Origin of the sequence: Pseudoalteromonas sp. GW168-MNA-CIBAN-0100, assembly GCF_040309225.1 — a bacterium.
Classification (GTDB): Bacteria; Pseudomonadota; Gammaproteobacteria; order Enterobacterales; family Alteromonadaceae; genus Pseudoalteromonas; species Pseudoalteromonas arctica.
In genome coordinates this window covers 34,350-60,285 of the sequence record NZ_JBEOOL010000008.1, presented here as the reverse complement: position 1 = coordinate 60,285, position 25,936 = coordinate 34,350, and the positions used below count along the sequence as shown (strand labels likewise).

Sequence of the window (25,936 nt, the reverse complement as noted above, 5' to 3'; positions counted from 1 at the left end):
GGCGGGTTTTTTATTGGCTAAAATAAATATTAGATAGTTCATGCTTCTTTTTTTATATTATTGTATTAAATCTAGTCTTAAGTTGCTTTTAAAGTAAGTAATCGCGCAAAAATTCCTATCAAAATGCATTAAAATCCTCATCAATATTCTCATTATCTTAGGCGAGATTTTATGACAGCATTAAACAACCAGAATTTACTGCAACTACGTTTTGTTAACCAAGCAAATATTGATTTGGTTAAGCCTTCTTTTGATAACCTGCCTGCAAATCCATATGCAGATGGTGCCTTTCGTAAACGTCGTTACTCAGTAGTTAAAATGCAAAATGGTGAAATAAAGTTACAACAAACCAAAGCATTTGTTCAAGACGATTCAATTAATACTTTTCAAGGTAATGTAGAGCGTACTTACGAAAACCTAGAGCAAAGTTTACTTGAGTCAGAAGGCATGAAAAGCATTGTAAATGAGTTTCGCCAACTTACGGGTATTGATGAGCAGCGTGATATTGAAATTCATCAGTTCCGTATGCTTGCAATTAACAGCGATACGCCGGCAGCGCCAGAAGGCGTGCATCAAGATGGTTTTGATCATGTATGTATATGTGGTGTTTCTCACGAGAATTTAGAAGGCGGCGAGCTACTTGTATACGAAAACAAGCAAGCTGAGCCTTGTTTTAAAATGGAAATAAAAGACGGCATGTTTGCATTAATAAACGACCGTCAAGTGTGGCATAACGCAACACCTATGAACAAAATTGATGCTAGCAAACCAGGTTACCTGGATTGTTTTGTATTAACGTCTTAAGGAATAAGCATGAACATAACGCAATTACGTGAGCAGTTTCCTGCATTAATGCAAAACGTTGATGGTAAATCGCCCGTATTTTTAGACGGACCAGGTGGCTCGCAAGTGCCAACATCGGTGCTTAATGCGATGACAGCTTATTTAGGTCATTATAATTCGAACTTAGGTGGCGCGTTTTTTTCAAGTGATAAAACGGTTGAGTTGATGGCGAATGCGCGCCAAGCCGCCGCTGATTTACTTAATGCACCTAGCTCACAACAAATTGTGTTTGGTCCAAACATGACCAGCCTAACATTTAGCTTTAGCCGTGCAATTTCACGTGACTGGCAGGCTGGCGATGAAATAATTGTAACCAATGCAGATCACTTCTCAAATGTATCGTCGTGGCAACAAGCCGCAGAAGATAAAGGCGTAAAGGTAAATACAGCGCTTATTAACGAAGCAGATTGCAGCTTAGATATGGCGCAGTTTGAAAGCTTATTAAACAGCAACACTAAGCTTGTAGCGGTAACGTATGCTTCAAATACCACCGGTTCAATTAATAATATTAAACGTATTGTTGAGCTTGCTCACGCTGTAGGCGCACTTGTTTATGTTGATGCCGTACATTACGCACCGCACGAACTTGTAGACGTGCAAGCACTTGATTGCGACTTTTTAGCCTGCTCTGCATATAAGTTTTTTGGCCCGCATTTAGGTATGGTTTACGGTAAAAAAGAACATTTAGAAGGGTTTACACCTTATAAAGTTGAGCCAGCTAAAGACGTAGCACCAGGTCGTTGGGAAACCGGCACACAAAGCTTTGAGGCAATGGCGGGTTTTATCGCGGCTGTTGATTACATTGCAGCAATTAGCGAACTTGACGATAGCCATTCACGCCGCGAAAAGCTAAGCATAGCTTTTGCTAAAACTAAACAACACGAAATGGCGCTTAGTGAGCACTTTTTAACGCGCTTGGTAAACTACCCACGCATTAAGCTGTTTGGTATTGATGACTTTGATCGCTTAAATGAGCGTACACCTACTTTTGCTTTAACTTTTGAAGGGCTTGAGCCACGCGCTGTTTCAGAATTTTTAGGTAAACAGCATATATGCGTGTGGGATGGTAACTTTTATGCCCAAGGTTTGTGCAAGCAATTAGATGTGCTTGATAAAGGCGGTGTAGTGCGCATTGGTTGTATGCACTACAACACCATTAAAGAGCTTGATCAGTTATTTGATTTATTTGATGAGCTACTAGGTTAATCATATAAGTTTTGGTGCGCTAACTCTTTGGCGCACCATATATTTGTTCTGCACGATTAAACAGCACCCACGATGTTAAAATATACTTATCGTTTGATACTGGCTTATTACCTCTATGAGTATGTGTAAAGTAGCCTGGGGCTATTACCATAGTGCCTTTTTTAGGTGCGATTTTACGATTTTGATAGTAAAACTCAGTTTCACCACCTTCTTCTACATCGTTTAAATAAAACATAAATAACAACACGCGATGCAAAGCTTCATTGTGCTGTAGCTGCGGGTAAACTTCACTATGCCAGTAAGGGTAGCCACCTTTGTTTACTTCATATTTTTGCGCTTGAATATTACCAAGTCTAAAAATTTGCTGCACTAGCAAAGGTAATTGCGGTTTACCCACTTCTTCAAAATTCTCTTGGGTTAAATCGACTACTTCACCTGTTTTTGGGTGATAGACCTTTAAGCCAAACGCCCCAATCATCATAAAAATATGCTCTTCAACATACTTAAAAACATGCTGTGCAGTCGTTTGTTGTATATGTTTTAATTGTTGTGCATATTCGGGGTGATTATTTAAGTGTAGGTCGTGACTGTCTTTTTTCTTTAAGTCGACACCGCCCGATGTTACCCCTTGTCTTACATGCGGGCTTTGCGCGAATGTGGAAATAAATTCATCGCAAAACTCATCGCTTAATGCGTTATCAACAACGCGTATAAAGTCCGTCATGGTTTACCTTTATATAATTATTATTGGATTTTTATGTTTATTGAAAAAGTGATGCCGCGCTTTAGCGAAACAGATGCACTCGGACACATTAACAATACCGTACTCCCTGTATGGTTTGAAGTCGCACGTGGACCTATTTTTAAGTTTTTTACACCGGACTTAAACCCGCATGATTGGAAATTGATTATCGCCAAAGTTGAAGTGTCGTTTGTGGGCGAATTATTTTATGGCCACGAAGTGACCGTAAAAACCTCTGTAGAGCATATAGGCATTAGCTCTTTTACGCTTAGACAGGAAGCATGGCAACACGATAAATGCTGTGCAATAGGCAAAGCTGTGATGGTGAGGTACGATTTTATTGCTAAATCAAAGCAAGCGCTTAGCATTGACGAAAAAGCAGCGCTTAACGAGCACATTTACCAAAGCAGTTAACCTTACGAGGCTTATGTTTTACATAAGCCCATACTGAGCTGAATTATTGTAAATATATGATGGCAGCTGTAAATATTTGTCGAGAAATTTCAACGTATTTAGATTGAGTTACAGGCTTCAATTATATACTATTTATATTATATATTGTTGCGCCGTTATAACAGGAAATGTTAATTCGGTAATTTGATTGGAGAATGCGTGTGACATCTATTGCCAATAACCAACCTTTACAAGTTATTCAGCTCAGTGATGGTCAAAATTTAACAGCTGAAATTTTGCCATTTGGCGCAATAATAAAAAGCATTAAATTTAAAAAACAAGAAATGACGCTTAGCGTCGATGATCCTCAATACTATCTTGAAAACCCATTTTATCTTGGCGCTACAGTAGGTCGATACGCTAATCGCATTGCAAAGGGGCGTTTTAACTTATCTGGTACGCAGTATCAACTAGAAGCAAATAACGGCCCTAATAGCCTGCACGGCGGCGTTAAAGGCTTTAATAAAGTACTTTGGCAAGTAACCAAACAAACTGAAAGTGAAGTTGAACTTTATTATTGCTCGCCCGACGGCGAACAAGGTTTCCCCGGTGAGTTGCAGGTTTGGCAAACGATTAGCGCTAAAAACGGCGAGCTTACTCTGCACTTTAAAGCGCTAACCAATAAAGAAACGCTCGTTAACTTTACTAACCATTGCTATTTTAATCTTGATGGCAGCGAATCAATTAATGAACACCTTGTTCAAGTTAATGCCAATTACTATCTTTCTATTGATACAACTAGTATTCCACTTAATGAATCTGCATCAGTCACCGGTACCTGCTTTGACTTTACTAAGCCAGCTCAAGTTGGTGAGGCCTTAAGCGCCGTTCATCCTCAACTAGAAGCTGGAAATGGCTTTGATCACTGCTATATTTTTAATGATGACAGCAGTTTAAAGACGATGGCTACATTAACTTCGCCACACACGAACGTTAGTTTAACCCTTAAAAGTACGCAGCCAGGCATGCAGCTTTATACCGCAAACTTTGTTGGTTCGCCTTTTAAAGCACGGCAAGCTTTGTGTTTTGAAGCGCAAAATTGGCCAGATGCGCCAAATCGTGAAAATTTTCCAAAAGCTAATTTATTGCCGGGAGAGGATTACGAACAGGTTATTATTTACTCTTTTTCTGAATGAATACAGCATTCTAATGTTAATTTAAAGAAAATTAAAAGCAAAAATACAGTGATTAAATGCTATCCATAATTCAGGAAAAGGTTGCACTTTTTGCTGGTTTAAAGTATTTATAATATAAATAGTATTTGAAACTATATGCACTACCACAACGACACAACGACTACACACAATCAGGAGTTTTTAAAAAATGATAATTAACAATAAGTTATCGTTCAACAAGAAAACCGCGATCAGTATTGCTATCACAGGCATATTGGCAAGCGGAAACGTTGCAGCTCAAGGCGCTGAAGGCAATACGCCTACAGTAGTAAATGAAGATGTTGAAGTTATCGCAGTAACGGGTATCCGCAGCAGCTTACGTTCATCAATGTTAGATAAAAAAGCATCTAATGTTGTTACAGACGGGATTAAAGCAGAAGATCTTGGTAAATTTCCTGATTTAAACGTAGCAGAATCTCTGCAACGTATTACAGGTGTAGCAATTGACCGTAGTGGTGGTGAAGGCCAAGCGGTAACTATTCGTGGTTTTGGTCCACAATTTAATACTGTACTTGTTAATGGTCGTCAAATTGCGACAGACAGTGCAGGTCGTGAATTTAACTTTGATGTATTGGCTGCGGATCAAATCACCGGTGCTGATATTTATAAAAGTAATACAGCAACTCTTCAAGAAGGCGGCATTGGTGGTACGGTTAACGTAACTACAGCACGTCCTTTTGATTTTGGTGGTTTACATATTTTAGGTTCAGTTAAAGGTATGTACGAAAGCCTTTCTGAAGAAGTATCTCCATCAACATCATTCTTAATAAGTAATACGTTTAACGATGACAAGCTAGGTGTGCTTTTTGCCATCACTAATCAACAACGTAAACTTCAAAATAACCAAATTTTAACGGCTGGTTGGCGCGGTGGCCAAACAATTTCTAATCCAACGGATGGTGTATTGTTTGAAAATGCTTACATTCCTCGTAACTGGGACCAAGTAGTTGATGAGCAAGACCGCGAGCGTACAAATGCAAGTTTAGTACTTCAATACGCACCGTCTGACGATGTTACGATTACTGTTGATGGCATGATTTCAAAATTCGAAGTTGACTCAACAGTACGCGATTTAGCATCTTGGTTTGAACCAGACCGCGTAGGCAGTGCAACGATTGATCCAGAAACAGGCACTCTTTTAACTTTCTCTCAAGAAGTTGGTTTAGGCGCGCCAAGTGGCGACCCTGCAAGTGACTTTGTATCGCATACACGTAATTCACGTGATGTAACTAATAAAGCATTTGGTATTAACGTTGATTGGCAAGTAAACGAGTCATTAAAAGCTAAATTTGATGTATCTCGCTCAACAGCCGAAAATGACCGAGCAGGTACTGACCGTTTTAACGTTGTAGGTATTATTAATAGCTATACTTTTGACGGTACTGGCAGTATTCCTACTGTACAGCATGACGGTTTTGAAAATGGTTCATTGCCTGATCCAAGCCTAGCGAGACTTCATTACAACGAAATTGGTAATCAATTTACAGATGAAGATGAAATTACTGAAGTAAAAGCCGATTTTGAATATGTGCCAGATAAAGGCCCAGTTGATCGTATTAACTTTGGTGCTTATCGCCAAGAGCGTGAAAAATCAAGCTTTCAAATCTTTGGTAGTCAATGTCAGTTCTGTGGTTACGGGACAGAAGCGCCACTTGATGCAATTGATTTTGAAGCATACCAAGCAAGCAATTACTTCCCAGGCTTAATCGATACATTTTATAGCTACGACGGTGATAAAATGCTTGATTACCTAGCCGATCAAGGTTTCCCTGTAGAGCCAACACTACAAAATAACCGTTATACAATTAACGAAGACATCACTAGCTTATACATGGACTTTACGCTTGGTTTTGACCTTTCAGATATGCCCGTAACAGTTAACTTTGGCGCGCGTTACTCAGAAACTGATATTGAAGTTGCTGCAATACAAAGCTTTATTAGCGATGTAATACCAACATCTGACGCAACATTGTTTGCTAACGTATTTGGCCCGGCTACAAGCATTGAACAAGGTACTAGCTACTCAAACTTACTCCCTTCTTTAAATGTTAAGTTAGAGCTGCAAGATAACATGATTTTACGCTTTGCAGCGTACGACAGTATCACTCGCCCAACTATGTCTCAGCTATCTCCTGCGACAAACTTTAACGAGCCACGTCGTCAAAATTTAACGGCAAGTGGTGGTAACCCAGCACTTAAACCATTCCAGTCTGAAAACTGGGATATTTCTTACGAGTGGTACTACAACGATGCTAACTTATTTAGCTTTGCAGTATTTAGTAAAGAAGTAGATGACTTTATTGTTACCCTAACAGGTGCAGAAACATACGAAATGTCTGACCGTTCAGGTCCTGATTTTGCGTGTACTACATGTACAGACCAAACAGATGACGAACTTGTTGGTAGTTCAGAAGTTTACACTGTAAGTCGTCCTCAAAATGGTGAGTCTGCAACTGTAACCGGTTTTGAAGTCGGTGTTACTCACATGTTTGAAAATGGCTTTGGTTTTATTGCCAATGCAACTGTTGTGAATAGCGACATTAGTGTGGGTGACGATACTACACAAACATTTGCACTAGAAGGTCTTGGGGATTCACAAAACTTAATATTTTTCTATGAGCAAGATAACTGGCAAGCACGTGTTGCATTTAACAACCGTGAAGGCTTTTTACGCTTAGTTGATAACGGCTTTAACGGTGAACCAGTTAACGTAGAAACTTACGGTCAGTGGGATATTAGTGCAAGCTACGATATTAACGAAAACTTCACTATTTTTGCAGAAGGCATCAATATTACTGAAGAAGAGCTAGTACAAACAGGTCGTTTTGCTAACCAAATCTATTCAGTAGAAGATAATGGCTCACGTTACGCGTTTGGTATTCGCGGATCGTTTTAATTAATGATGGAGGCGTATTTTTAGCCTCTTAGTTTTCATTACAGCACCAAGGTGCTAATACCAATTAGGTTAATTTAGCAGTAATGTATATTAGTTAACCTAATTGGCTAAAATGAATACACATTAAATCAAAATGCCCTAACGGGCATTTGTTGTATAAAACGTTATTAAAAATACTCAAAGAGTAGTCCATTATGAATAAAGCAATAAAAACAGTAGCGGTAGTTGGCGGTGGTACAGCAGGATGGCTGAGCGCTGCAATTATAGCTTCGTATCACCAAGGTCAAAATGGTGACGGCTTAAAAGTGATGTTGGTTGAATCGTCAGACATTCCAACTATTGGCGTAGGTGAAGGTACCTGGCCCACGATGAAAAACACACTTCAGCAAATAGGCTTGCGTGAAGTTGATGTGTTTAAAGCCTGTAATGCTACCTTCAAACAAGGCGGGAAGTTTGTAAATTGGACTCATGGCAATAACGACTTTTACTACCATCCATTTACTGTACCGCTAGGCTACGGCCGTATAGATTTAGCCCCATATTTAGATAATGTTGAAGACTTTGCACAGCAAACTAATTTTCAACATGATATTTGCGAAGCAAGCTTAGCCCCAAGAGGTATAGCGCAGGGTGAATATCAAGGTAATTGTAATTACGCTTATCACTTAGATGCCGGCGCTTTTGCAGAAATGCTTAAACAGCATTGTAAAAGTAAGCTTGGCGTAGAGCATATTATTGGTACTGTTGATCAGGTAAAGCTTGATGGCGGTGGTGCAATAAATACGCTGACATTAAAAGATCAAACCCGCACCATAAATGCCGACTTATACATAGACTGTACTGGTTTTTCATCATTGTTATTAGGCCAAGCGCTCAACGTACCGTTTAAAAAAATGGACCACGTGCTATTTAACGACAGCGCACTGGCTATGCAAGTCCCTTACGATGAAAACGAGCAGCTTCTTGCCAGCCATACCATAGCAACAGCGCAAAACGCTGGATGGATTTGGGATATAGGTTTAACGCACCGCCGAGGTGTAGGGCATGTCTATTCAAGCAAATTTTTATCAGACGATGAAGCAGAGCAAAACCTAAGAGACTATTTAGGCGATGCAGCAAACGGTTTAACTGCCCGTAAAATTAGTTTTGAATCAGGATACCGTGAGAAGTTTTGGCATAAAAACTGTGTTGCTATTGGTATGTCAGCAGGATTTGTAGAGCCGCTTGAAGCAACCGCTATTATGCTTGTTGAAATTTCAGCACGCTTTGTAGCAGAGCACATGCCAGCAGACACACAAGTAATGTCTATTGTAGCTAAACGCTTTAACGAGCAAATGGATTACCGCTGGCAGCGTATTATCGACTTTTTAAAGCTTCATTACATGCTAACCAAGCGCTCAGAGCCTTACTGGCAAGCACATGTACAGCCCAATACTATTCCACAAACCCTGCAAGAAGATTTACTTCTTTGGGGAAGCCGTGGCCCACTTATTCAAGATTTTCATGGCGCATTAGAGTTATTCCCTGCTGCCAGTTATCAGTATGTTTTGTACGGTATGGGCTTTAAGCCTGACTTTACTAAACAAGCATATTTGTATTCACAACATGTGCAAGCCAAACAAATAATTGAACGTAACAGCCAGCTTACACAGCAGATGTTGCAAACTTTGCCACCTCACCGTGCTTTTATAGAGCAGTGGTTAGCAGCTAACCCAGTTTAAGGATGTGTAACTATGGCTATTAGTGAACTAGTAAACACCAAACACCAAACATTAAAAATTAACCCTAATGCCGCTGTTGAATACGCAAAAAAACAGCATTTAGTTAATTTAAGAGCAAATGAAATAGCAAAAGCAGCCTGCGACTTACCTGTTTTTTTAGCACGTAACGCACAAAATGGCAGCTATACCGTATCAGCGTTAACAAGCTTTAGTGCTGGGCAAAGTCTATTGGTAAATAACAACCAATGGCAGGCACTTTACACACCCGTATGCATGCAAACCCAGCCGCTTTACTTAATGACTCGAGAAGCAAATAGTAGCGATTATTTTATTGCGATTGATGAGCAAAGCTCAGCCGTAAACACCGAGCAGGGTGAGTCACTATTTGATGCTAAAGGTAACCCAAGTTTATTTTTAAGTGCACAGAAAAAGTTGTTAGAAAGCGATTTAAAAAATGATTACCAAACGTATCAATTTACCCAAGAAGTTGCGCGTTTAGGACTCATTAAAAACATAAATATTGTATTGCAGTTTGAACAAGGCGAAACCCAAACTATTCAAGGTTTGAGCACCGTTGATGAAGACAAATTGCAAACATTAGATAGCAATACCATTGCAGAACTACAAAAGCAGGGTTACTTAAGTGTGCTTAACAGTATGCTTATTTCTTTGTTTCAGTTAAATGCATTGGTAAAGCTGCATAACCAACGTCCCGAACTTATGCCTTTAAAGCAGATTAAGTTAGAACTAAGTCGAGATGCGCACGCGCTGTAGCGTACACTTTTTTATTACACAGACATTGCGCATAACGCGCAGGAGACACACACATGTCAGATAACATTTTACAGCTGGTGGTTTTTGTTTTTGTCACCGCTTTAATTGGTGGCCTTACTTATTGGAAATGCCGAGGCCAAAATCGCAATAACGGACAAAGCCAAACCAAAGAGTATTTTTTAGCGGGCGGTGGCCTTACTTGGATGTTTGTTGCAGGTTCAATCACATTAACTAATTTAAGTACTGATCAGCTTGTAGGTATGAATGGTAACCAAATGGCTTTACTGGTTTGGTGGGAGCTTGCAGCAATTATAGGTTTGATTATTTTAGCCAAAGTGTTCATTCCTGTTTATTACAAATACAACTGTACAACGACCACAGAGCTTTTAGAAAAGCGCTATAACAACAAACATATTCGCGCTGTTATTGGTGGTTTATTCTTTTTAGGTAATGCACTTATTTATATGCCAGCGGTTATTTATTCTGGCGCGCTATTTATGCAAACCATGTTTAAGGTTGATATTCCGCTAATGTATATCGCCACCGCATTTGCCATTATTGGTGCTGTTTATGCGTTTTTTGGCGGTCTGCGAGCAGTTGCTGTATCGGATACCTACAATGGCATACTTGTACTAGGCATGGCTGTTTTAGTCGTGTTTTTAGCACTTAATGCGATTGATTATGACTTTACGGGTATTCCTGAGGAGCGCTTAACACTCATAGGCGATGCTGACTCACCTATTCCGTGGCCAACACTTTTAACCGGTATGATCTTTATTCAAATGTATTACTGGGGTACTAACCAAACAATCACACAGCGAGCAATGGCAGCACCTAATGTTAAAGAAGCGCAAAAAGGTATATTTGCAGCTGCGGGTATTCGTTTTTTAATCGTCCCTGCAATTGTGGTATTACCGGGTATTATTTCGTTTAAACTTTATGGCGATATTGGCGACGCTGCTTATGGTCGAATTGTGGGTGATGTAATGCCAGCATGGTTAACCGGTGTGTTCGCAGCGGCAATGGCAGCAGCTGTGCTTTCTACTTACAACAGCTTATTAAATTCAGCTACAGCACTATATGTGTGTGACATTCACGAAGCGTACTTTAATAAAGAGCCAAGTGTTGTAAAGCTAAGTGGTTACGTAACATTGCTACTCACAAGCTTAACACTGGTACTTGTACCAATTTACCAGCAAGCAGATAGCATTATTAACTTACTACAGCAATTAAATGGCTTATTAAGTATGCCTATATTCTCAATTTTTGTAGTGGGCTTATTATTTAAAAATGTGGATGCACGTGCAGGTATTGCAGCAGTAATTTTAGGTGTTGTAATGTACGGCATGCTTACATTTGCAAACTCACCACTACATACTGACATTCATTACATTCACTTAATGCCAATTACACTGATTGTATGTGTAGCCTTTGCATTGATAGTAAATAAAGTGGTATTTGGTTTGAATGCGCAGTGGGCAGGTAAAACACCGGCACTTGATGACGCAGGACAAGTACAAAAATAGATTATAAATAGTTTAAGCTGACAAAATCGGTCATGGGGAAACTCTGGCCGATTTTTTATATGTATTAAAAGCAACATGAGAACTTCCAAGCGAAGGTTAGTTTAATACTTTTTATTACAGTGGTACTTCCAGTGAGTTTATCTGACTATTTGCGATGTAAAGACTATCAAAACCTAATTTATATGATATATACTATTATTATTGAGTGTCACCATCTGATAGATTGTGGCTCAAGCAAAGAGATACATTTAGTACATAGTGTAGCTTACTAATTTTCGTTATATTTATAACTCACACAATGAACAAGAGGATAGGAAAATCATGGCCGACACTAAATCATTTTATCGATTAGACAGTGTAAACAGCACCGTTATTTTCGACTGCCAGAGCAAAACACCGGCGTTACTGTACTTTGGTAAACGCCTATCTGAGCAAACAACAGAAACAATGCTAACTCAGCTTGCTACGCGTCAAGAAGTAAAATGTGCCGTGGTTGAAGAAGCGCCTATTTCTCTATCTCCGTTATTAGGCGAAGGCTTTACTGGTGCGCCAGGGCTTGAGCTAGTAAATGATTCAATCGCATGGTCAGTAGGGCCACAACTTCAAGAAGTTCGTCAGCCTTCAAGTGCGACTGTTGAGTTTGTAAGTGTAGATAAGCTCCGTGGTATTGAAGTCGTGCACAGCATTACACTTGATAAAAACACTGACGTACTAAGTGCACATACTGTATTAACTAATTTAGGTGACTCACCACTGGGCGTTAATTTTTGCGCCGCGCCAACATTTCAATTGCCAGATAGCGTAAGCAAAATAGTGAGCTTTGAAGGTCGTTGGTCAAATGAATTCCAACGTCAATCGGTTGATTTAGTCTTAGGCAGTTTTGTTCGTGAAAACCGTAAAGGCAAAACATCACACGATGTATTTCCTGGTTTATTAGTGCATAACGCAAATGCAGGCGAGCAGCACGGCGAATGTTACGGCTTTCATTTAGGTTGGAGTGGTAATAATAAACTACGCGCAGAGCTTTTAGCTGAAGGTCGTCGTTACGTGCAAATGGGTGAGCTATTACTTCCTAGTGAGCTTACGCTTGCTAAAGGTCAAACGTATCAAAGCCCGAGCATTTATGGCTCGTTTTCGAGTGAAGGTTTTAGTGCGCTTTCTCGTAATTTTCATCGTTTTGTTAAAGCTAATTTACTTAGCCAAGCACAGCGTGAAAAAACGCGTCCTGTGCATTACAACACATGGGAAGGCATTTACTTTGATCACGACGTAGATACGCTTAAGCAGCTAGCGGACAGAGTAGCGCCGTTAGGTATTGAACGTTTTGTACTTGATGATGGTTGGTTTAAAGGCCGCCGTGGCGATAACGCTGGTTTAGGTGATTGGACAGTAGATTATAAAATTTACCCAGATGGTTTATCACCAGTCATAGATCATGTGAATAGCTTAGGTATGGAGTTTGGTATTTGGTTTGAACCAGAAATGGTTAACCCAGATAGTGATTTATACCGCGCGCATCCTGATTGGGTTTTAGGCTCTCAAAACAACGAACAGTTAAGCTTTAGAAATCAGCTAGTACTTGATTTAACGCGCTCTGAAGTTGTTGAGTACCTATACAAAGCAATTGACGATATTTTAGTTGAATACCCAACTATTAAGTACATTAAATGGGATATGAACCGCGATATTAACCATGCGGGTAATTTTGATGGTAAGCCAGCAGTGCACCAGCAAACATTAGCACTTTATCGTTTAATTGACCGTATTAAAGCGGCGCACCCAGGGCTTGAAATAGAAAGCTGTTCGTCAGGTGGTGCACGTGTAGATTACGGCGTACTTGCACACACAGACCGTGTATGGACGTCAGATTCAAACGATGCGCTTGATCGCCTTGAAATACAGCGTGGATGTTCGTTCTTTTTCCCATCGTCGGTTATGGGTGCACACGTAGGCCCACGCGATTGTCATATCACAGGGCGTAATGTAAGTATTGAAATGCGTGCTGCGGTATCAATGTTTGGCCACATGGGAATCGAAATGGACCCACGTGAACTGAACGATCACGAATACAATTCACTTAAGGCGGCAATAGCACTTCATAAAGAGCATCGTGACTTTATTCATAGCGCCGATTTGTACCGCCTTGATAGCGACGATTTATCAATTAACTTTGGTTTAATCGATGAGCAAAAAACAAAAGCGTTATTTGCGTATAACAGTGTTCGCGAAACACCGCGTACAGCGCCTAATAAATTACGTTTTGTTGGCCTAGATGCCGATGCGCAGTACACACTTAACTTAGTGTGGCCGGTAAAATTTGAAGAGTATCGCCCATCTTCTATTGCTGCGGTAAATGGTCAAACATTTACAGGTGAAGCGCTAATGCAGTTTGGTTTACAAATGCCAATATCATTCCCGCAAACATCGCTTATATTTGAGCTTAACAAAGCTTAAATTTAACTAAGAGCAGTAAAAGGCGCTAATCGCTTTTATGCTGCTTAGCTTAGATATCAGTAGTCAGCTCTATATTGTTTAGGGCTGGCTTTTTTATATCCTTTGTAAGCTAATTTAGTAAATTAACTTAGTAAACTCAAAAGTATCGAAAATAGAGTGGTTACGCTTGCGCGTAATTTTGCTTGTTACCCAACCAACGTTGAATTAGTGGGTCAACAACCTCTGGGTGTTGCTTAAGCATTTGCTGTGCAATCGGTCTAACTTGGTTAAGTATGTGCTTATCGCGGGTAAGATCGGCAATTTTAAACTCGGCTAACCCTGTTTGTTTTGTACCGAGTACTTCACCAGGGCCACGAATTTCTAAATCGCGCTCAGCTATCACAAAACCATCGTTACTATCGCGTAGTACACCTAATCGCTTTTGAGCAGTATGAGACAATGGTGCGTGGTATAAAAGCACGCAATGCGATGCAGTAGCGCCACGGCCAACTCGCCCACGTAACTGATGCAGCTGTGCTAAGCCTAAGCGCTCAGGGTTTTCTATAATGATTAAGCTCGCATTAGGGACATCTACACCAACTTCAATAACCGTCGTGGCAACTAAAACATGTATATTACCTGCTTTAAACTCGCTCATAATGGCTTGTTTTTCAGCTGATTTCATTCGCCCATGTACTAAGCCTACGTTTAGCTCTGGTAGCGCCTCTTTTAACTGCAGTGTACTGTCTTCGGCGGCTTGGCATTGCAGTACTTCAGATTCATCAATAAGTGTACACACCCAATAAACTTGGCGGCCTTGCTCGTTACACGCTAATTTAACGCGGGCAATAATATCGTCTCTGCGAGTATCAGGAAGTGCCACTGTTGTGATTGGCGTACGCCCAGGTGGTAGCTCGTCAATCACAGAGGTTTCTAAGTCGGCATAGGCGGTCATAGCGAGCGTACGTGGAATGGGGGTTGCGGTCATAACTAGTTGATGAGGGTAACAATCACCAAACTTACCCTTTTCACGCAGTGATAAACGCTGGTGGACACCAAAGCGGTGCTGTTCATCGATAACGATAAGCACTAAGTTATTAAACTTAACTTCATCTTGAAATAAAGCGTGAGTACCAATAATCATTTGCGCCTCACCAGAGGCTATTTTTTCAAGTGTTGCTACGCGCTCTTTGCCCTTTGTTTTACCGCCAAGCCAAGCAACGGTTATACCTAGTTGATTAAACCACGTTGTAAAATTAACGCCATGTTGCTCTGATAAAATTTCAGTAGGAGCCATTAAAGCTACTTGAAAGCCCTGCGCAATGGCTGTTAGTGCACTAAGTGCTGCTACTAGGGTTTTACCTGAGCCTACATCGCCTTGTACTAAACGCATCATTGGATACGCGTGTTGCATATCACCTTTAATTTCAGCAACTACACGGCTTTGCGCATTTGTGGGTGCAAAAGGAAGCAGCTCTAAAAATTGGCTTTCTAATGTGTTTACCGGATTTAATGCCACGGCTTTAACTTGTTGCCCTTGCTCTCGTACTTTTAATAAGCTGAGGTTTTGAGCAAGTAACTCCTCAAATACAAGGCGCTGTTGAGCAGGGTGAGTACCTTGCTCTAATGCAGTTACATCAACATCATTTGGTGGGCGGTGCAGTAATAATAAGGCGTCACTTAGCTGCATATTTGATGGCTGCCACTGTGAAGGCAGTAGTTCTTCTACTGAGTATTTATGTAGTAAATCAATAGCCTGCTCGCTTAAAGCTCTAATCGATAGTTGCTTTAAACCTTCGGTTGTTGAATAAACAGGCGTTAATGTCGTCGCTACTGGTTGCTCGTTAGAGGTATCGCTGATGCTGTATTCAGGATGACTCATTTCAAAGCCAACGCGGCCACGTCGCACTTCACCAAAACAACGTATTATTTTACCTGCACTAAATGCGTTTTTTTGTGCGGCGGTAAAATTAAAAAATCGTAGTGTTAGCCTGCCAGTACCATCATTGATTTGGCAAACAAGCATGCGCCTTTTACCAAACGTAATTTGGCTTGTTTCAATTGTTGCTTCAACACTCACATGGCTATGCAATGCCAGTTCATTAATCGCGTATAAGCGAGTGCGATCTTCATAGCGAAGTGGCAAATGAAAAAGCATATCTTGCACAGTTAAAATACCTAGCTTTAACAAACGCTCAGCCATTTTTGGGCCGACCCCTTTGAGCTCTGTAATTGGGTATTGATTTAAGCTAGGTTTAGACAAAGTGTATCAATCTTATTATTTGTGAGTAGGCTAAGTGTACTTACAGAGCTTTAGTCCATCAAGTATGTTTTAAAGCTTGCCAAAATTGCTCGTCAGCGACTATTTCGCCGTTTTCATCAAGTGCAGGATAAGGTAATTTTTTTTGTTTACACTGCCTTGCGATAATAGGGTGGCAGCCTTCAAAGTAAAGTGGATGTTTAACTTCGGCGCTCAGCATATCTCTATTATATAAACCAGCCAGCTCACGTTGGCGCTGTGCTTCAAACAATATTAGCGCAGCAGCAACCGAAACATTTAGCGATTGCACCATGCCTTGCATTGGAATAATAATATTTTGATCGGCATATTCTAGGGCTTTTTCTGATATCCCCGTTTTTTCTTGTCCAACAATAATGGCCGTTGGCTTGGTGTAATCTACTTCTCTAAAATCAACGGCATCTTCTGATAGGTGAGTCGCTAATATTTGTATTTCTGGATTGCGCTCACGCATTGCAGTAACGGCATCATCAATATTTCTATGCAGGTGCGTCTCTAGCCAATTTTTGCTACCACCTGAGGTATTGTTTGTTAGCCATTTTTGCTTTTCAGGCCATACAGCATGTACGTGATGGCAACCAACCGCATCAGCACTTCGTACTATTGCAGATAAGTTATGGTGTTTGTGCACGTCTTCTAAACACACGGTTAGGTCTGTTTGACGGCGCGAAAGTACGTCTTCGATTCTTTGATAGCGAGTTTGCTGCATGGTTATCCTCTTTTTTCGGCAATTATACGAGATTTTTGCAGTTAAGGCATTACCGTACGGCTAATTGGATTTTGTAGAGAAATAAGTGTTTCTGTTGACTGAATGGCTTCTATTGCCTGTATTTTATTAATCAGCACATCTTGTAAGTGATCAATGGACTTTGTCATTACCTTTATAAATATGCTGTAGTTACCTGTTGTGTAATAAGCCTCTACCACTTCCTCCAATGCTTCTAGCTTTATAAGCGTTTGCGGGTAATCACGTGCGTTATTTAAATTAATGCCTATAAAGCAGCACACATCGTAGCCCAGCTGTTTAGTATTAATCGTTAATTGCGTTCCTGTAATGATCCCTGCTTGCTTCATTTTTTCAATTCTTACGTGAATTGTCCCTGCGCTTACATTAAATCTTTTTGCTAATTCGGCATACGCAGTACGGGCATTTGCCATTAACGCATGAAGTATCTGTTTATCGAGATTATCGATTAAATAATTTTCCATTATATATTTGTCATAAAATTATCGAATATATGCTTTTTATACCACTTAATTGATGGTTTTTATATATTAAAGCTATTTTTGTTATGGGATGTTGAATTAATCCTTTAAATCGTTACATTAACTTCATTAAGGGCGCTAGTTAGAGCGCTTTTTATCAATTAAGCAAGTAACAATAACTGGGAATGAGGCCAATTATTATGAGTTCACACTATGTGCAGCAACAGCAGCAAATAAGTAAAGTTAAGCAATTTTTTTCACAACAACTTGAAACCCAACTTGGGTTGGTTGAGGTTCAAGCCCCAATTTTGGCTAAGGTTGGCGACGGTACGCAAGATAACTTGAGTGGCCATGAAAACGCAGTTGCTGTAAATGTGAAAGCGATTACAGATAGCCGCTACGAAGTGGTGCATTCACTGGCTAAGTGGAAACGTAAAACACTGGCAACTTATGGCTTTAGTGTTGGTGAGGGTATTTACACTCAAATGAAGGCTTTGCGCCCAGATGAAGATTCATTAAGTCCTATTCATTCTGTATATGTTGATCAGTGGGATTGGGAAAAAGTAATTAGCGAAACGACAGAGCGTTCGCTGGCAACACTAAAGCAAACTGTTCAGTCTATTTATAAAGGGATAAAAGAGACGGAAGCTTTTGTAAGTGAGTCTTATGGTTTGACGCCTTTTTTACCGGACGATATTAAGTTTGTACACAGTGAAGAGCTACGTAGAATGTATCCTGACTTTAGTGCTAAGCAACGCGAAAAAGCCATTGCACAAGAATATGGTGCTGTATTTTTAATTGGTATTGGTGGCGCGCTTGGAGATGGCAAAATTCATGATGTAAGAGCCCCAGATTACGATGATTGGTCTACGCCAACATGCGATCAATATATGGGTTTAAATGGTGACATTTTAGTATGGAACCCAGTACTTGAAGATGCATTTGAAATATCATCAATGGGTATACGTGTAAGCCCTGAGGTTTTAAAAGCGCAGTTAAGTACAACTGGAGATGAAGACCGCTTAGAGTTTGATTGGCATAAAGCGCTACTACAAAGTAAATTTCCGCAAACGATTGGCGGTGGAATAGGGCAGTCGCGGCTAGCGATGCTATTGCTACAAAAGCAGCATATTGGCCAAGTACAAGTGGGTGTATGGCCAAGTCAAACTTATGATACGGTAAGTGGCTTACTTTAAATTGTAAAAAAGTGAGTTAATTTGAGTGCTCAATAGAGCACTCAATTTTTTAGTGTGTTTTAAACTCTATTTCAATTTTATTATTTAAAAGTTTAACGTTGCACGGAGGGTAATTGCGGATTGTTTTAAGTACTTTATCAAAAATATGAATCTCTACGCCTGAATGCAAAACAGAATTCACCGTTAAATTAGCGTCGCTAAGTAAATCGTGTAAGTCATGATCTAAGTTTGAAAGACGTTTTTCTAATTTCTCTGCTTGCTCACAATAATGTTTCTGAGTAGCTCCAATTTTAGTGATTAATATTTTCTTCTTTTCGGCATCCTTCACTAAATCAGTTTTTTCTAGCGCTGCTTGCAGCGTATCTAATTGTGCATCTGTTTTAGCTAAGTCTCTAAAGCAATTATCAGTATCCGCTGTTATTTCAGCACCAGAAGCTGCTAAATTAATAATCATTTTAGCACCTGATTCATTCCCTATTTCGCCAGCAATGAGAGTTGTTGCATCAAGTATTTCACCACCAAATATTTTACCTTTAGGTAAGTCTGGTTGGCCTACTTGCAGTAAGCGTTTAGCTTTCATTACACAATGGCTTGTTTGGCGATCAATAAAAATATTATTTGCATCGAGATAACAATACTGTGAGTGAGATACATGAATATCACCTAGCGCAATTAGCTTGCAAGAAAGTGACTTACTATCCACTTTTTGATGGCCAATAATGCCTTGTTTAACAGTGATGTTTCCGCCTGCGGTAAGCTCACCTGATTCAACCGTGCCAAATATAGTAATATCGCCTTTGGCAGTTACTTTCATCCCAGGGTCTATATTGCGAGTAACAATAACACTGCCTTGAAAGTCAATATGGCCGCTTTTTACATTTACATCTGAAATGGTAAAAATATCGTCGACACGCATACCATTATTAATTTCAACCGGAACACCAGCAATAGTAGAGACTAACTCAAGCGGATTCATTTTTGATATTTCAGTCCCTTCGCCTGCCACTAATTGTTTATTTTCTCCGGGCTTTGCGGGCAGTATGTCACCTATTACGGTAAAGCCTTCTTTACCGGGGGTTGCTGGTTGCTGGCGAATAAGCACAGAGCCAGGTTCTACGCTTGCAAGCTTGCCAAAGTCGCGCATGTCCACACTGCCATCTTCTTTGAGCTTGGGCGCTTTTAAGCGGTCTTTTAAAGTCTCTACGGTTGTTATTAGTTTAGTGGCTAAACCATCGCTTGGGAGCCTACCTTTAGCTAATATCCCTTTAACTACAGATCCCGCAGAGTGTTCAGATTGTTTTTGCAGCAGCTGTTCTAAAAAAGCTTGTTTATACCCACGCACAATGCCTGCTTTAACGAGTTGTTTTTTTGCATCTTCTAAACTTAATAACTTTCCACCTTGGGCAATCGTTAGCTCGCCAATGGCCAGCATTTTATCGTCGCTAATTGTTACATTTAAAGTGGCATTGTGTTTTGTTGCTACAACGAGAGTTTGTTGTGTGTTTTCGTTTTTAAAAAAATCATTAATAGCGTCATGATCTATTTTACAGTCGCAAAAAGCTGACTTTTCGAGAGCCTCTAAAATAAATGCAGCGCTGGGAGGAATATGTTCTTTTACATCAAGTAAAACATTTCCATTGTTGGCAAGCTTAAACACGAGTTAATCCTTTTTTACTACTTAAGTTAAGTTTGTTTTTTAAAACACAACTACAGATTGCTAGAAATTTACATTTGAGTCAAGAAGTCAGATAAAACGAAGTGCGGAGCGAAAAATAAAGGCTATAGAGAAGCTCTATAGCCTGTAATACTTAATTGGTAGAAGGTAATTCCATTATTCCGTCTATTTCAACTTGTGCACCTTTTGGTAGTGCACGAACACCTAATGCAGCTCTCGCTGGGTAAGGTTGTTTAAAGTATTGGCTCATCACTTCATTTACAGTGGCGAAGTTAGATAGATCAGTTAGGTAAATATTGATTTTAACTAAATCGTGAATTTTTCCGCCTGCTTCTTCACATACCGCAGCAATATTTTTAAATACTTGATGCGTTTGCTCGCTAAAATCTTCTGAAATCATTTCCATCGTTTCTGGAACTAATGGAATTTGACCAGATAAATAAACAGCGGTACCTACTTTAACTGCTTGGCTGTAAGTGCCAATAGCTGCAGGTGCTTTGTCGGTAGAGATAAATGCTTTATTCATGTGTTTCCTATTTTATTTTTTACGATAGACTTTTTGTACATCAGGCATAACGCGAATGCGGCGCATAATGTTAGCAACGTGGATACGGTTTTTAACGGTAACCCCCAAATCTATCACGTATAAATTACTTTCTTTTTCATCGGTGGCAATTTCGACAATATTGGCTTGGGTTGTAGCGACAACATTGGTTAGCTTAGCTAACGCGCCTTGATGGTTAATAATTTCAACTCTCAGAGCTGCAATATATTCTTTTTCTGGGTTATCGTCCCATTTTACAACTAAGTATTTAGAGCGCTCATTTTCCCAACCACGAATATTTTTACATTCTTGGCGGTGAACGGTCAGGCCCTTACCTTGGCTTATATGAGCTGTAATGGCATCGCCTGGTACAGGTCGGCAACACTTAGAGTAATTCACTAACATGCCTTCAGTACCAATAATGGTCGCTTTAGCTTGGCTTGTTATATCAGTTAAATCGTCATTGTCATTTTGCAATAAGCGCTTGGCAATTAACATACTCATTAAGTTACCAGAGCCAATTTCTACAAGTAATTCAAGAAGCGTAGTTAGTTCGTGCTCTTCAAGTACTCTCGCTATATTTTCATCAGCAATGCTATCTAGTTTGTTTTCGCCTAATGCCGAATCAAGTAAACGACGCCCTAAAAGCATAGCCTCTTCATGATGCTGGCTTCTAAGGTAATTACGAACACCTAAGCGTGCTTTACCAGTAACAATAAAGTTTAGCCATGTTGCATTAGGGTGGGCACCTGAGCTTGTTATTATCTCTATGGTTTGCCCTGTATCTAATGGCCGACTTAAAGGATGTGGCTTGCGATTAACGCGAGCGCCTACACAAGTGTTGCCTACATCAGTATGCACTGCATACGCAAAATCGACTGCGGTAGCGCCCATTGGTAGCTCAACAATACGACCATCAGGTGTAAATACGTAAATTTCTTCTGGGAATAGCTCAGTTTTTACGTTTTCAATAAATTCAAACGATGAACCCGCACTTTGCTGAAGCTCTAATAAGCTTTGCATCCATTGGCGAGCACGTTGCTGCGAAGTATTACCGGCACCATCACCTGATTTTTTATACATCCAGTGCGCCGCTACACCTTTGTCGGCCATCTGATCCATATCGTGAGTACGAATCTGAATCTCAACAGGTATCCCGTGTGGGCCAACTAATGAAGTATGAAGCGATTGGTAACCATTAGTTTTTGGTACAGCAATATAATCTTTAAAGCGTGTTTCTATAGGCTTATAAAGACTATGAGCCACACCTAATACGCGATAACACGTATCCATAGAATCAACTGCAATTCTAAACGCGTAAATATCCATAACTTCGTTAAATAGCAGTTCTTTATTAAGCATTTTTTTATAAATACTATATAAATGTTTCTCACGGCCTGACACAGTCGCTTTAATGCCTGACTCTTCAAGACGTGCTTCTATTTCATGTTGGATATTAGTGATAACTTCTTTGCGATTACCACGTGCTTTAGCTACTTCAGATTTAAGTGCGCGATGACGCATAGGATATAAAGCTTGAAAACCTAAGTCTTCAAGCTCATTTTTAATATCGTGAATACCTAAGCGGTTTGCTATTGGCGCGTAAATCTCAAGCGTTTCACGTGCTATTCTGCGGCGCTTATCTGGGCGCAGTGCCCCTAAAGTACGCATATTGTGCGTTCTATCAGCAAGCTTGATTAAAATAACTCGAATATCCTGAGTCATTGCCATAATCATTTTGCGGTAGTTTTCAGCTTGGAATTCTTTTTTATCTTTAAAGCTGAGCTTATCGAGCTTACTTACACCTTCAACGAGTTCTGCCACAGTTTCGCCAAAAATTTCGGCTAAATCTTGTTGGCTAAAATCAGTATCTTCAATTACATCATGCATTAGCGCGGCCATGAGCGTTTCATGGTCAAGATGCATGCCTGCAAGAATTTGGGTTACTTCTACTGGATGAGTTATGTAAGGTTCGCCACTTGAGCGAGTTTGTCCTTCATGGGCCTCTCGGGCTACCACGTAAGATTTTTGAACCAGCTCTACATCAGCAGCGGGCAAGTATTCTGAAATTTTCTTTTTAAGACCTTCAAAAAGATACATTCACACTCCAATGTTCTAGGGCCTGTTGACCTTTCAGGATTAAAATTTGTTCAATCTAGGGGCGATTTAATCGCGGCGCGAGGTTTTTAGCCTAGCGGGCTAAGTAAAAATCGAGCAACAAAGAGTAAATTGCCCCTAGGCAGAACCCTTTGGGCAGCACATGTTTGGCATTTATACTGCGTTATCGCCTATTTATGGGAAATAACCACACTACATAGGCTCTGCCTTGCCTAAATACCAAGCATACTGCTGCAAATTTAACCTCGAAAGATAAACAGGCCCTAGTGAAGCAAATTAGGTAAGCTACGAATATACGATGAAATGAAAGGATTGCCAACGGCTATAGTAGAAATACTGCGCCGTTGGCTAAATCAGACCGGGAGGTCGATTATTGGTTGCCACCAACAATGGCAGCAACAGCAGCTAATTCTGCTGCTTCTTGGTGTTGTTGTTCTTCACGGTCAATTAAGTCCATTGAAGCGCTATCAACTAAACCTAATTCAATTTCACGTAAAGCAACTACCGTTGGCTTATCGTTTTCAGGGTCTACTAGTGGAGTTTTACCACCAACAGCAATTTGGCGGGCACGACGAGCCGCAACTAAAATTAAGTCAAAACGATTACCAACTGCATCTACTGCATCTTCAACTGTTACGCGGGCCATCACAGCACTCCAAAAATAATTTAAAAGCAAAGACGTAGTTTACTCCAAGGAGCCACTTTCGCCAATAGCCAGTGTTCAATTTTTATCAGTTTTACTTGCCTAAGCCTAATTTAAGTAAGCTTAAATTATTTAAGCAGACTATTTAGTAAAACTTGGTGACGATCTTCTTGCGCTTTTAGTGTTAAGCGCTGAGCCATTACAATTATTTCTATGTCGGCAAGTGCGCTCTCAAAGTCATCATTAACAATTACAAAGTCGTATTCGTTATAATGTGATGTTTCAGATTGTGCTTTTGCCATACGAGAGGCAATAATTTCAGCCGAATCTTGGCCACGGTTATTTAAGCGTTGTTCTAATTCTTCTTTTGAAGGAGGTAGAATAAAAATAGTTTGTACGCTTGGCATAATTTTGCGCACTTGCTGAGCGCCTTGCCAATCAATATCTAAAAACACATCAATACCGGCATCAAGTTGCGACTCAATAGCCTGCTTTGATGTGCCGTAGTAATTATCGAATACTTGAGCCCATTCAAAAAAGTCATCTTTGGCAATAAGCGCTTTAAATTCGTCTGTAGATACAAAGTGATAATGCACGCCATTTTCTTCACCTGGGCGAGGGGCGCGAGTTGTATGTGATACAGATACTTTCATGTCAGCGTGTTTTTTTAATAACGCATTGATTAAGCTTGATTTACCAGCACCAGAAGGGGCTGACAAAATAAATAAGTTACCGCGAGTTTGTGCCATGTTTTTATCTACCTAAAAATAAACAGGCTTGGGTTACAAGTAAGCCAAGCCTTTAATTAACTGCATTGTACTTTAATTAGCTCACCTTGCTCAAGTTAGTCGTGCTCATGTTGGTCATGCCCAAATTGGCTCGGGAGTGTTTTACTAAGTTACGCTTTAAATAAAATTGCAGTTTAAAATTATTAACAGAACTAGCCGCTAGATATAAGTATTTGATAAGGTGAAGTATCACCTATTACAGGATCCGTCATGCTCAATAAAACTTTATTTACCGCACAACAAGTAAGAGATAGTGAAGCTTTAGCTGCTAAAAATAGTCATTGTGATTTATTTACCCTAATGCAGCGTGCAGGCGAGGCCATATATAAGCAATGGCAGTTATTTGATGCACAGCATACATTAGTTATTGTTGGCCATGGTAACAACGCTGGAGACGGTTACATTGTAGCTAGGCTTATTATGCAATCAGGTAAAGAGGTAACAGTATGCGCAGCTGAGCCTAATAAAGTATTAACCGGTGATGCAGCAAAAGCGCAGCAGTTATGGATTGAAGCGGGTGGGGTGGTTTCTCATTTTACAAAAGACACTCTTAATAAGTGCGATATAGTTATTGATGCGCTCCTTGGTACTGGCCTTAAAAACGCAGTGCGCGATAATTTTGCGAATATAATAAAAGCTGTAAATAACAGTGATAAGCCCGTAATAAGCATTGATATTCCATCAGGTATTGAAGCAAATACAGGGCAGCCTTTAGGATGTGCAGTACAAGCGACTTCAACCGTTACTTTTGTGGGCATTAAGCAAGGGCTCGCAACGACGGCAGGTAAACAATATAGCGGTAAGTTAGTATTTGATGATTTAGCAATTGGCGATGCGTTTACTTGTATCGCTCAATCTTCAGGAACCCTTGTTAATATCAATAGCTTTAAAGGAATAGCCACGCGGGCAATCAATAGTCACAAAGGAAGCCACGGTAAACTTTTATGTGTTGGTGGCAATCAAGGTACTGCAGGTGCAATTAGGTTAAGTAGTGAAGCAGCTCTTAGAACGGGTGCTGGCATGGTAAGAGTGTATACACACGAAAGCTCAATAACGCCTATTAGTATTGGCAGACCAGAACTTATGGTAAGCAGTAATAACTTACATCAAGCGCTAGAGTGGGCAAGCTGCGTTGTTATTGGCCCAGGGCTTGGGCAAGACGAGTGGGCACAACAAACATTCGATGAAGTAATGCAATATTGCCAAAACAATAAAATGCCATTGGTTATAGATGCAGATGCCCTTAATTTACTGGCTAAGCAAGCTTCATCATACACGTTAGAGCAATGCGTACTTACTCCACATCCCGGCGAAGCTTCGCGACTGCTAAGTGTTAGCACCAGCGAAATCGAATCTGATCGTTTTAACTATGCTCGTCTTTGCTCCAAGCGCTATAACGCGACTTGTGTATTAAAAGGCGCAGGAACATTAATAGATAATGCCCAGCACACGTGGGTATGTGAAGATGGCAACCCGGCATTGGCCGTTGGCGGCAGTGGCGATGTACTCACTGGTATTATTGGGGCATTGCTTGCCCAAGGTTTAACTATTGATGAAGCAGCACGCTATGGTGTAACACTGCATGCTAAAGCCGGTGATATTGCAAGTGAGCGAGACGGGCAAAGGGGAATGCTACCCAGTGATTTATTCGCAATTGTAAGAGAGTTAGTTAATAAAGTGACGTGAGTTTAAGCGTCA

20 protein-coding genes are annotated in these 25,936 nt (G+C 40.2%); 11 read left to right on the top strand and 9 right to left on the bottom strand.

Annotation, left to right across the window (positions count from 1 at the left end; translation table 11 throughout):
• Positions 1-171 precede the first annotated feature (171 nt).
• The gene (locus tag AAEY62_RS06615; protein WP_007579988.1) at positions 172-804 is read left to right on the top strand and encodes a 2OG-Fe dioxygenase family protein; all 633 of its coding nucleotides are present in this window, start codon (positions 172-174) and stop codon (positions 802-804) included.
• A 9-nt stretch (positions 805-813) separates the two neighbouring features.
• Positions 814-2,049 carry a cysteine desulfurase-like protein gene (locus AAEY62_RS06610; RefSeq protein ID WP_101163269.1) on the top strand — a complete coding sequence of 412 codons (1,236 nt, stop codon included), beginning with the start codon at positions 814-816 and terminating at the stop codon, positions 2,047-2,049.
• Between the two features lie 19 nt (positions 2,050-2,068).
• On the opposite strand, the gene AAEY62_RS06605 is transcribed toward AAEY62_RS06610, so the two are convergent.
• Complete coding sequence (locus AAEY62_RS06605) at positions 2,069-2,773, bottom strand: 2OG-Fe(II) oxygenase (protein WP_101163268.1); 705 nt, start codon at positions 2,771-2,773, stop codon at positions 2,069-2,071.
• Between the two features lie 33 nt (positions 2,774-2,806).
• Here AAEY62_RS06605 and AAEY62_RS06600 point away from each other — a divergent pair, with 33 nt between their 5' ends.
• The 7 genes from AAEY62_RS06600 (at position 2,807) to AAEY62_RS06570 (ending at position 13,790) form a co-directional block, all read left to right on the top strand.
• The gene (locus AAEY62_RS06600) at positions 2,807-3,205 is read left to right on the top strand and encodes an acyl-CoA thioesterase (protein WP_101163267.1); all 399 of its coding nucleotides are present in this window, start codon (positions 2,807-2,809) and stop codon (positions 3,203-3,205) included.
• A gap of 200 nt (positions 3,206-3,405) precedes the next feature.
• A complete protein-coding gene (locus tag AAEY62_RS06595) occupies positions 3,406-4,380 on the top strand; it encodes an aldose epimerase family protein (RefSeq protein ID WP_101163279.1) in 975 nt (324 codons plus the stop codon).
• 187 nt (positions 4,381-4,567) lie between these two features.
• Positions 4,568-7,315 carry a TonB-dependent receptor gene (locus AAEY62_RS06590; protein WP_101163266.1) on the top strand — a complete coding sequence of 916 codons (2,748 nt, stop codon included), beginning with the start codon at positions 4,568-4,570 and terminating at the stop codon, positions 7,313-7,315.
• Between the two features lie 194 nt (positions 7,316-7,509).
• The gene (locus AAEY62_RS06585) at positions 7,510-9,036 is read left to right on the top strand and encodes a tryptophan halogenase family protein (RefSeq protein WP_101163265.1); all 1,527 of its coding nucleotides are present in this window, start codon (positions 7,510-7,512) and stop codon (positions 9,034-9,036) included.
• Between the two features lie 12 nt (positions 9,037-9,048).
• Positions 9,049-9,810, top strand: a complete 762-nt coding sequence (locus tag AAEY62_RS06580) for a SapC family protein (RefSeq protein WP_101163264.1) — start codon at positions 9,049-9,051, stop codon at positions 9,808-9,810.
• Positions 9,811-9,863: 53 nt separating this feature from the next.
• Positions 9,864-11,336 (top strand): SLC5 family protein, encoded by a 1,473-nt coding sequence (locus AAEY62_RS06575; RefSeq protein WP_024589554.1) that lies wholly within the window; start codon positions 9,864-9,866, stop codon positions 11,334-11,336.
• Positions 11,337-11,657: 321 nt separating this feature from the next.
• Entirely contained in the window at positions 11,658-13,790 is a 2,133-nt protein-coding gene (locus AAEY62_RS06570; protein WP_350603403.1) for an alpha-galactosidase, read from the top strand.
• Between the two features lie 160 nt (positions 13,791-13,950).
• Here the strand turns inward: AAEY62_RS06570 and recG are convergent, their stop codons facing one another.
• From recG to asnC, 3 genes are read right to left on the bottom strand one after another with little or no spacing between them, the layout of a single operon-like run.
• Positions 13,951-16,032, bottom strand: a complete 2,082-nt coding sequence (gene recG / locus AAEY62_RS06565) for an ATP-dependent DNA helicase RecG (RefSeq protein ID WP_024589556.1) — start codon at positions 16,030-16,032, stop codon at positions 13,951-13,953.
• A 58-nt stretch (positions 16,033-16,090) separates the two neighbouring features.
• Positions 16,091-16,777, bottom strand: a complete 687-nt coding sequence (trmH, locus tag AAEY62_RS06560) for a tRNA (guanosine(18)-2'-O)-methyltransferase TrmH (RefSeq protein WP_007580009.1) — start codon at positions 16,775-16,777, stop codon at positions 16,091-16,093.
• 41 nt (positions 16,778-16,818) lie between these two features.
• The gene (asnC, locus tag AAEY62_RS06555; RefSeq protein ID WP_002958822.1) at positions 16,819-17,277 is read right to left on the bottom strand and encodes a transcriptional regulator AsnC; all 459 of its coding nucleotides are present in this window, start codon (positions 17,275-17,277) and stop codon (positions 16,819-16,821) included.
• A gap of 197 nt (positions 17,278-17,474) precedes the next feature.
• On the opposite strand from asnC, the gene asnA reads away from it, so the two are divergent.
• Positions 17,475-18,470 (top strand): aspartate--ammonia ligase, encoded by a 996-nt coding sequence (asnA, locus tag AAEY62_RS06550; RefSeq protein WP_024589557.1) that lies wholly within the window; start codon positions 17,475-17,477, stop codon positions 18,468-18,470.
• Between the two features lie 49 nt (positions 18,471-18,519).
• Here the strand turns inward: asnA and AAEY62_RS06545 are convergent, their stop codons facing one another.
• The 5 genes from AAEY62_RS06545 to gmk form a co-directional block, all read right to left on the bottom strand.
• A complete protein-coding gene (locus AAEY62_RS06545; RefSeq protein WP_024589558.1) occupies positions 18,520-20,127 on the bottom strand; it encodes a flagellar assembly protein A in 1,608 nt (535 codons plus the stop codon).
• A 151-nt stretch (positions 20,128-20,278) separates the two neighbouring features.
• The gene (ridA, locus tag AAEY62_RS06540; RefSeq protein WP_007580015.1) at positions 20,279-20,671 is read right to left on the bottom strand and encodes a deaminase RidA; all 393 of its coding nucleotides are present in this window, start codon (positions 20,669-20,671) and stop codon (positions 20,279-20,281) included.
• Positions 20,672-20,683: 12 nt separating this feature from the next.
• On the bottom strand, positions 20,684-22,789 hold the full coding sequence (gene spoT, locus AAEY62_RS06535; RefSeq protein ID WP_007580016.1) for a bifunctional GTP diphosphokinase/guanosine-3',5'-bis pyrophosphate 3'-pyrophosphohydrolase: 2,106 nt from the start codon (positions 22,787-22,789) through the stop codon (positions 20,684-20,686).
• Positions 22,790-23,177: 388 nt separating this feature from the next.
• Positions 23,178-23,453, bottom strand: a complete 276-nt coding sequence (rpoZ, locus tag AAEY62_RS06530; RefSeq protein WP_007378835.1) for a DNA-directed RNA polymerase subunit omega — start codon at positions 23,451-23,453, stop codon at positions 23,178-23,180.
• Positions 23,454-23,578: 125 nt separating this feature from the next.
• The gene (gmk, locus tag AAEY62_RS06525) at positions 23,579-24,199 is read right to left on the bottom strand and encodes a guanylate kinase (protein ID WP_024589559.1); all 621 of its coding nucleotides are present in this window, start codon (positions 24,197-24,199) and stop codon (positions 23,579-23,581) included.
• Positions 24,200-24,448: 249 nt separating this feature from the next.
• Between gmk and AAEY62_RS06520 the strand changes: the two genes are divergently transcribed.
• Positions 24,449-25,924: an NAD(P)H-hydrate dehydratase gene (locus AAEY62_RS06520; RefSeq protein WP_350634740.1), complete on the top strand. Its 1,476-nt coding sequence runs from the start codon at positions 24,449-24,451 to the stop codon at positions 25,922-25,924.
• The last annotated feature ends 12 nt before the right edge of the window (positions 25,925-25,936 follow it).

What these genes read in the sequence shown, in the direction of transcription:
- asnC (WP_002958822.1), bottom strand. Translation starts at nt 17,277, where the DNA reads ATGGAAAATTATTTAATCGATAATCTCGATAAACAGATACTTCATGCG.
- AAEY62_RS06590 (WP_101163266.1), top strand. Translation starts at nt 4,568, where the DNA reads ATGATAATTAACAATAAGTTATCGTTCAACAAGAAAACCGCGATCAGT.
- gmk (WP_024589559.1), bottom strand. Translation starts at nt 24,199, where the DNA reads ATGGCACAAACTCGCGGTAACTTATTTATTTTGTCAGCCCCTTCTGGT.
- asnA (WP_024589557.1), top strand. Translation starts at nt 17,475, where the DNA reads ATGAGTTCACACTATGTGCAGCAACAGCAGCAAATAAGTAAAGTTAAG.
- AAEY62_RS06570 (WP_350603403.1), top strand. Translation starts at nt 11,658, where the DNA reads ATGGCCGACACTAAATCATTTTATCGATTAGACAGTGTAAACAGCACC.
- AAEY62_RS06605 (WP_101163268.1), bottom strand. Translation starts at nt 2,773, where the DNA reads ATGACGGACTTTATACGCGTTGTTGATAACGCATTAAGCGATGAGTTT.
- AAEY62_RS06585 (WP_101163265.1), top strand. Translation starts at nt 7,510, where the DNA reads ATGAATAAAGCAATAAAAACAGTAGCGGTAGTTGGCGGTGGTACAGCA.
- AAEY62_RS06575 (WP_024589554.1), top strand. Translation starts at nt 9,864, where the DNA reads ATGTCAGATAACATTTTACAGCTGGTGGTTTTTGTTTTTGTCACCGCT.
- spoT (WP_007580016.1), bottom strand. Translation starts at nt 22,789, where the DNA reads ATGTATCTTTTTGAAGGTCTTAAAAAGAAAATTTCAGAATACTTGCCC.
- trmH (WP_007580009.1), bottom strand. Translation starts at nt 16,777, where the DNA reads ATGCAGCAAACTCGCTATCAAAGAATCGAAGACGTACTTTCGCGCCGT.
- AAEY62_RS06600 (WP_101163267.1), top strand. Translation starts at nt 2,807, where the DNA reads ATGTTTATTGAAAAAGTGATGCCGCGCTTTAGCGAAACAGATGCACTC.
- AAEY62_RS06610 (WP_101163269.1), top strand. Translation starts at nt 814, where the DNA reads ATGAACATAACGCAATTACGTGAGCAGTTTCCTGCATTAATGCAAAAC.
- AAEY62_RS06520 (WP_350634740.1), top strand. Translation starts at nt 24,449, where the DNA reads ATGCTCAATAAAACTTTATTTACCGCACAACAAGTAAGAGATAGTGAA.
- AAEY62_RS06615 (WP_007579988.1), top strand. Translation starts at nt 172, where the DNA reads ATGACAGCATTAAACAACCAGAATTTACTGCAACTACGTTTTGTTAAC.
- ridA (WP_007580015.1), bottom strand. Translation starts at nt 20,671, where the DNA reads ATGAATAAAGCATTTATCTCTACCGACAAAGCACCTGCAGCTATTGGC.
- AAEY62_RS06580 (WP_101163264.1), top strand. Translation starts at nt 9,049, where the DNA reads ATGGCTATTAGTGAACTAGTAAACACCAAACACCAAACATTAAAAATT.
- rpoZ (WP_007378835.1), bottom strand. Translation starts at nt 23,453, where the DNA reads ATGGCCCGCGTAACAGTTGAAGATGCAGTAGATGCAGTTGGTAATCGT.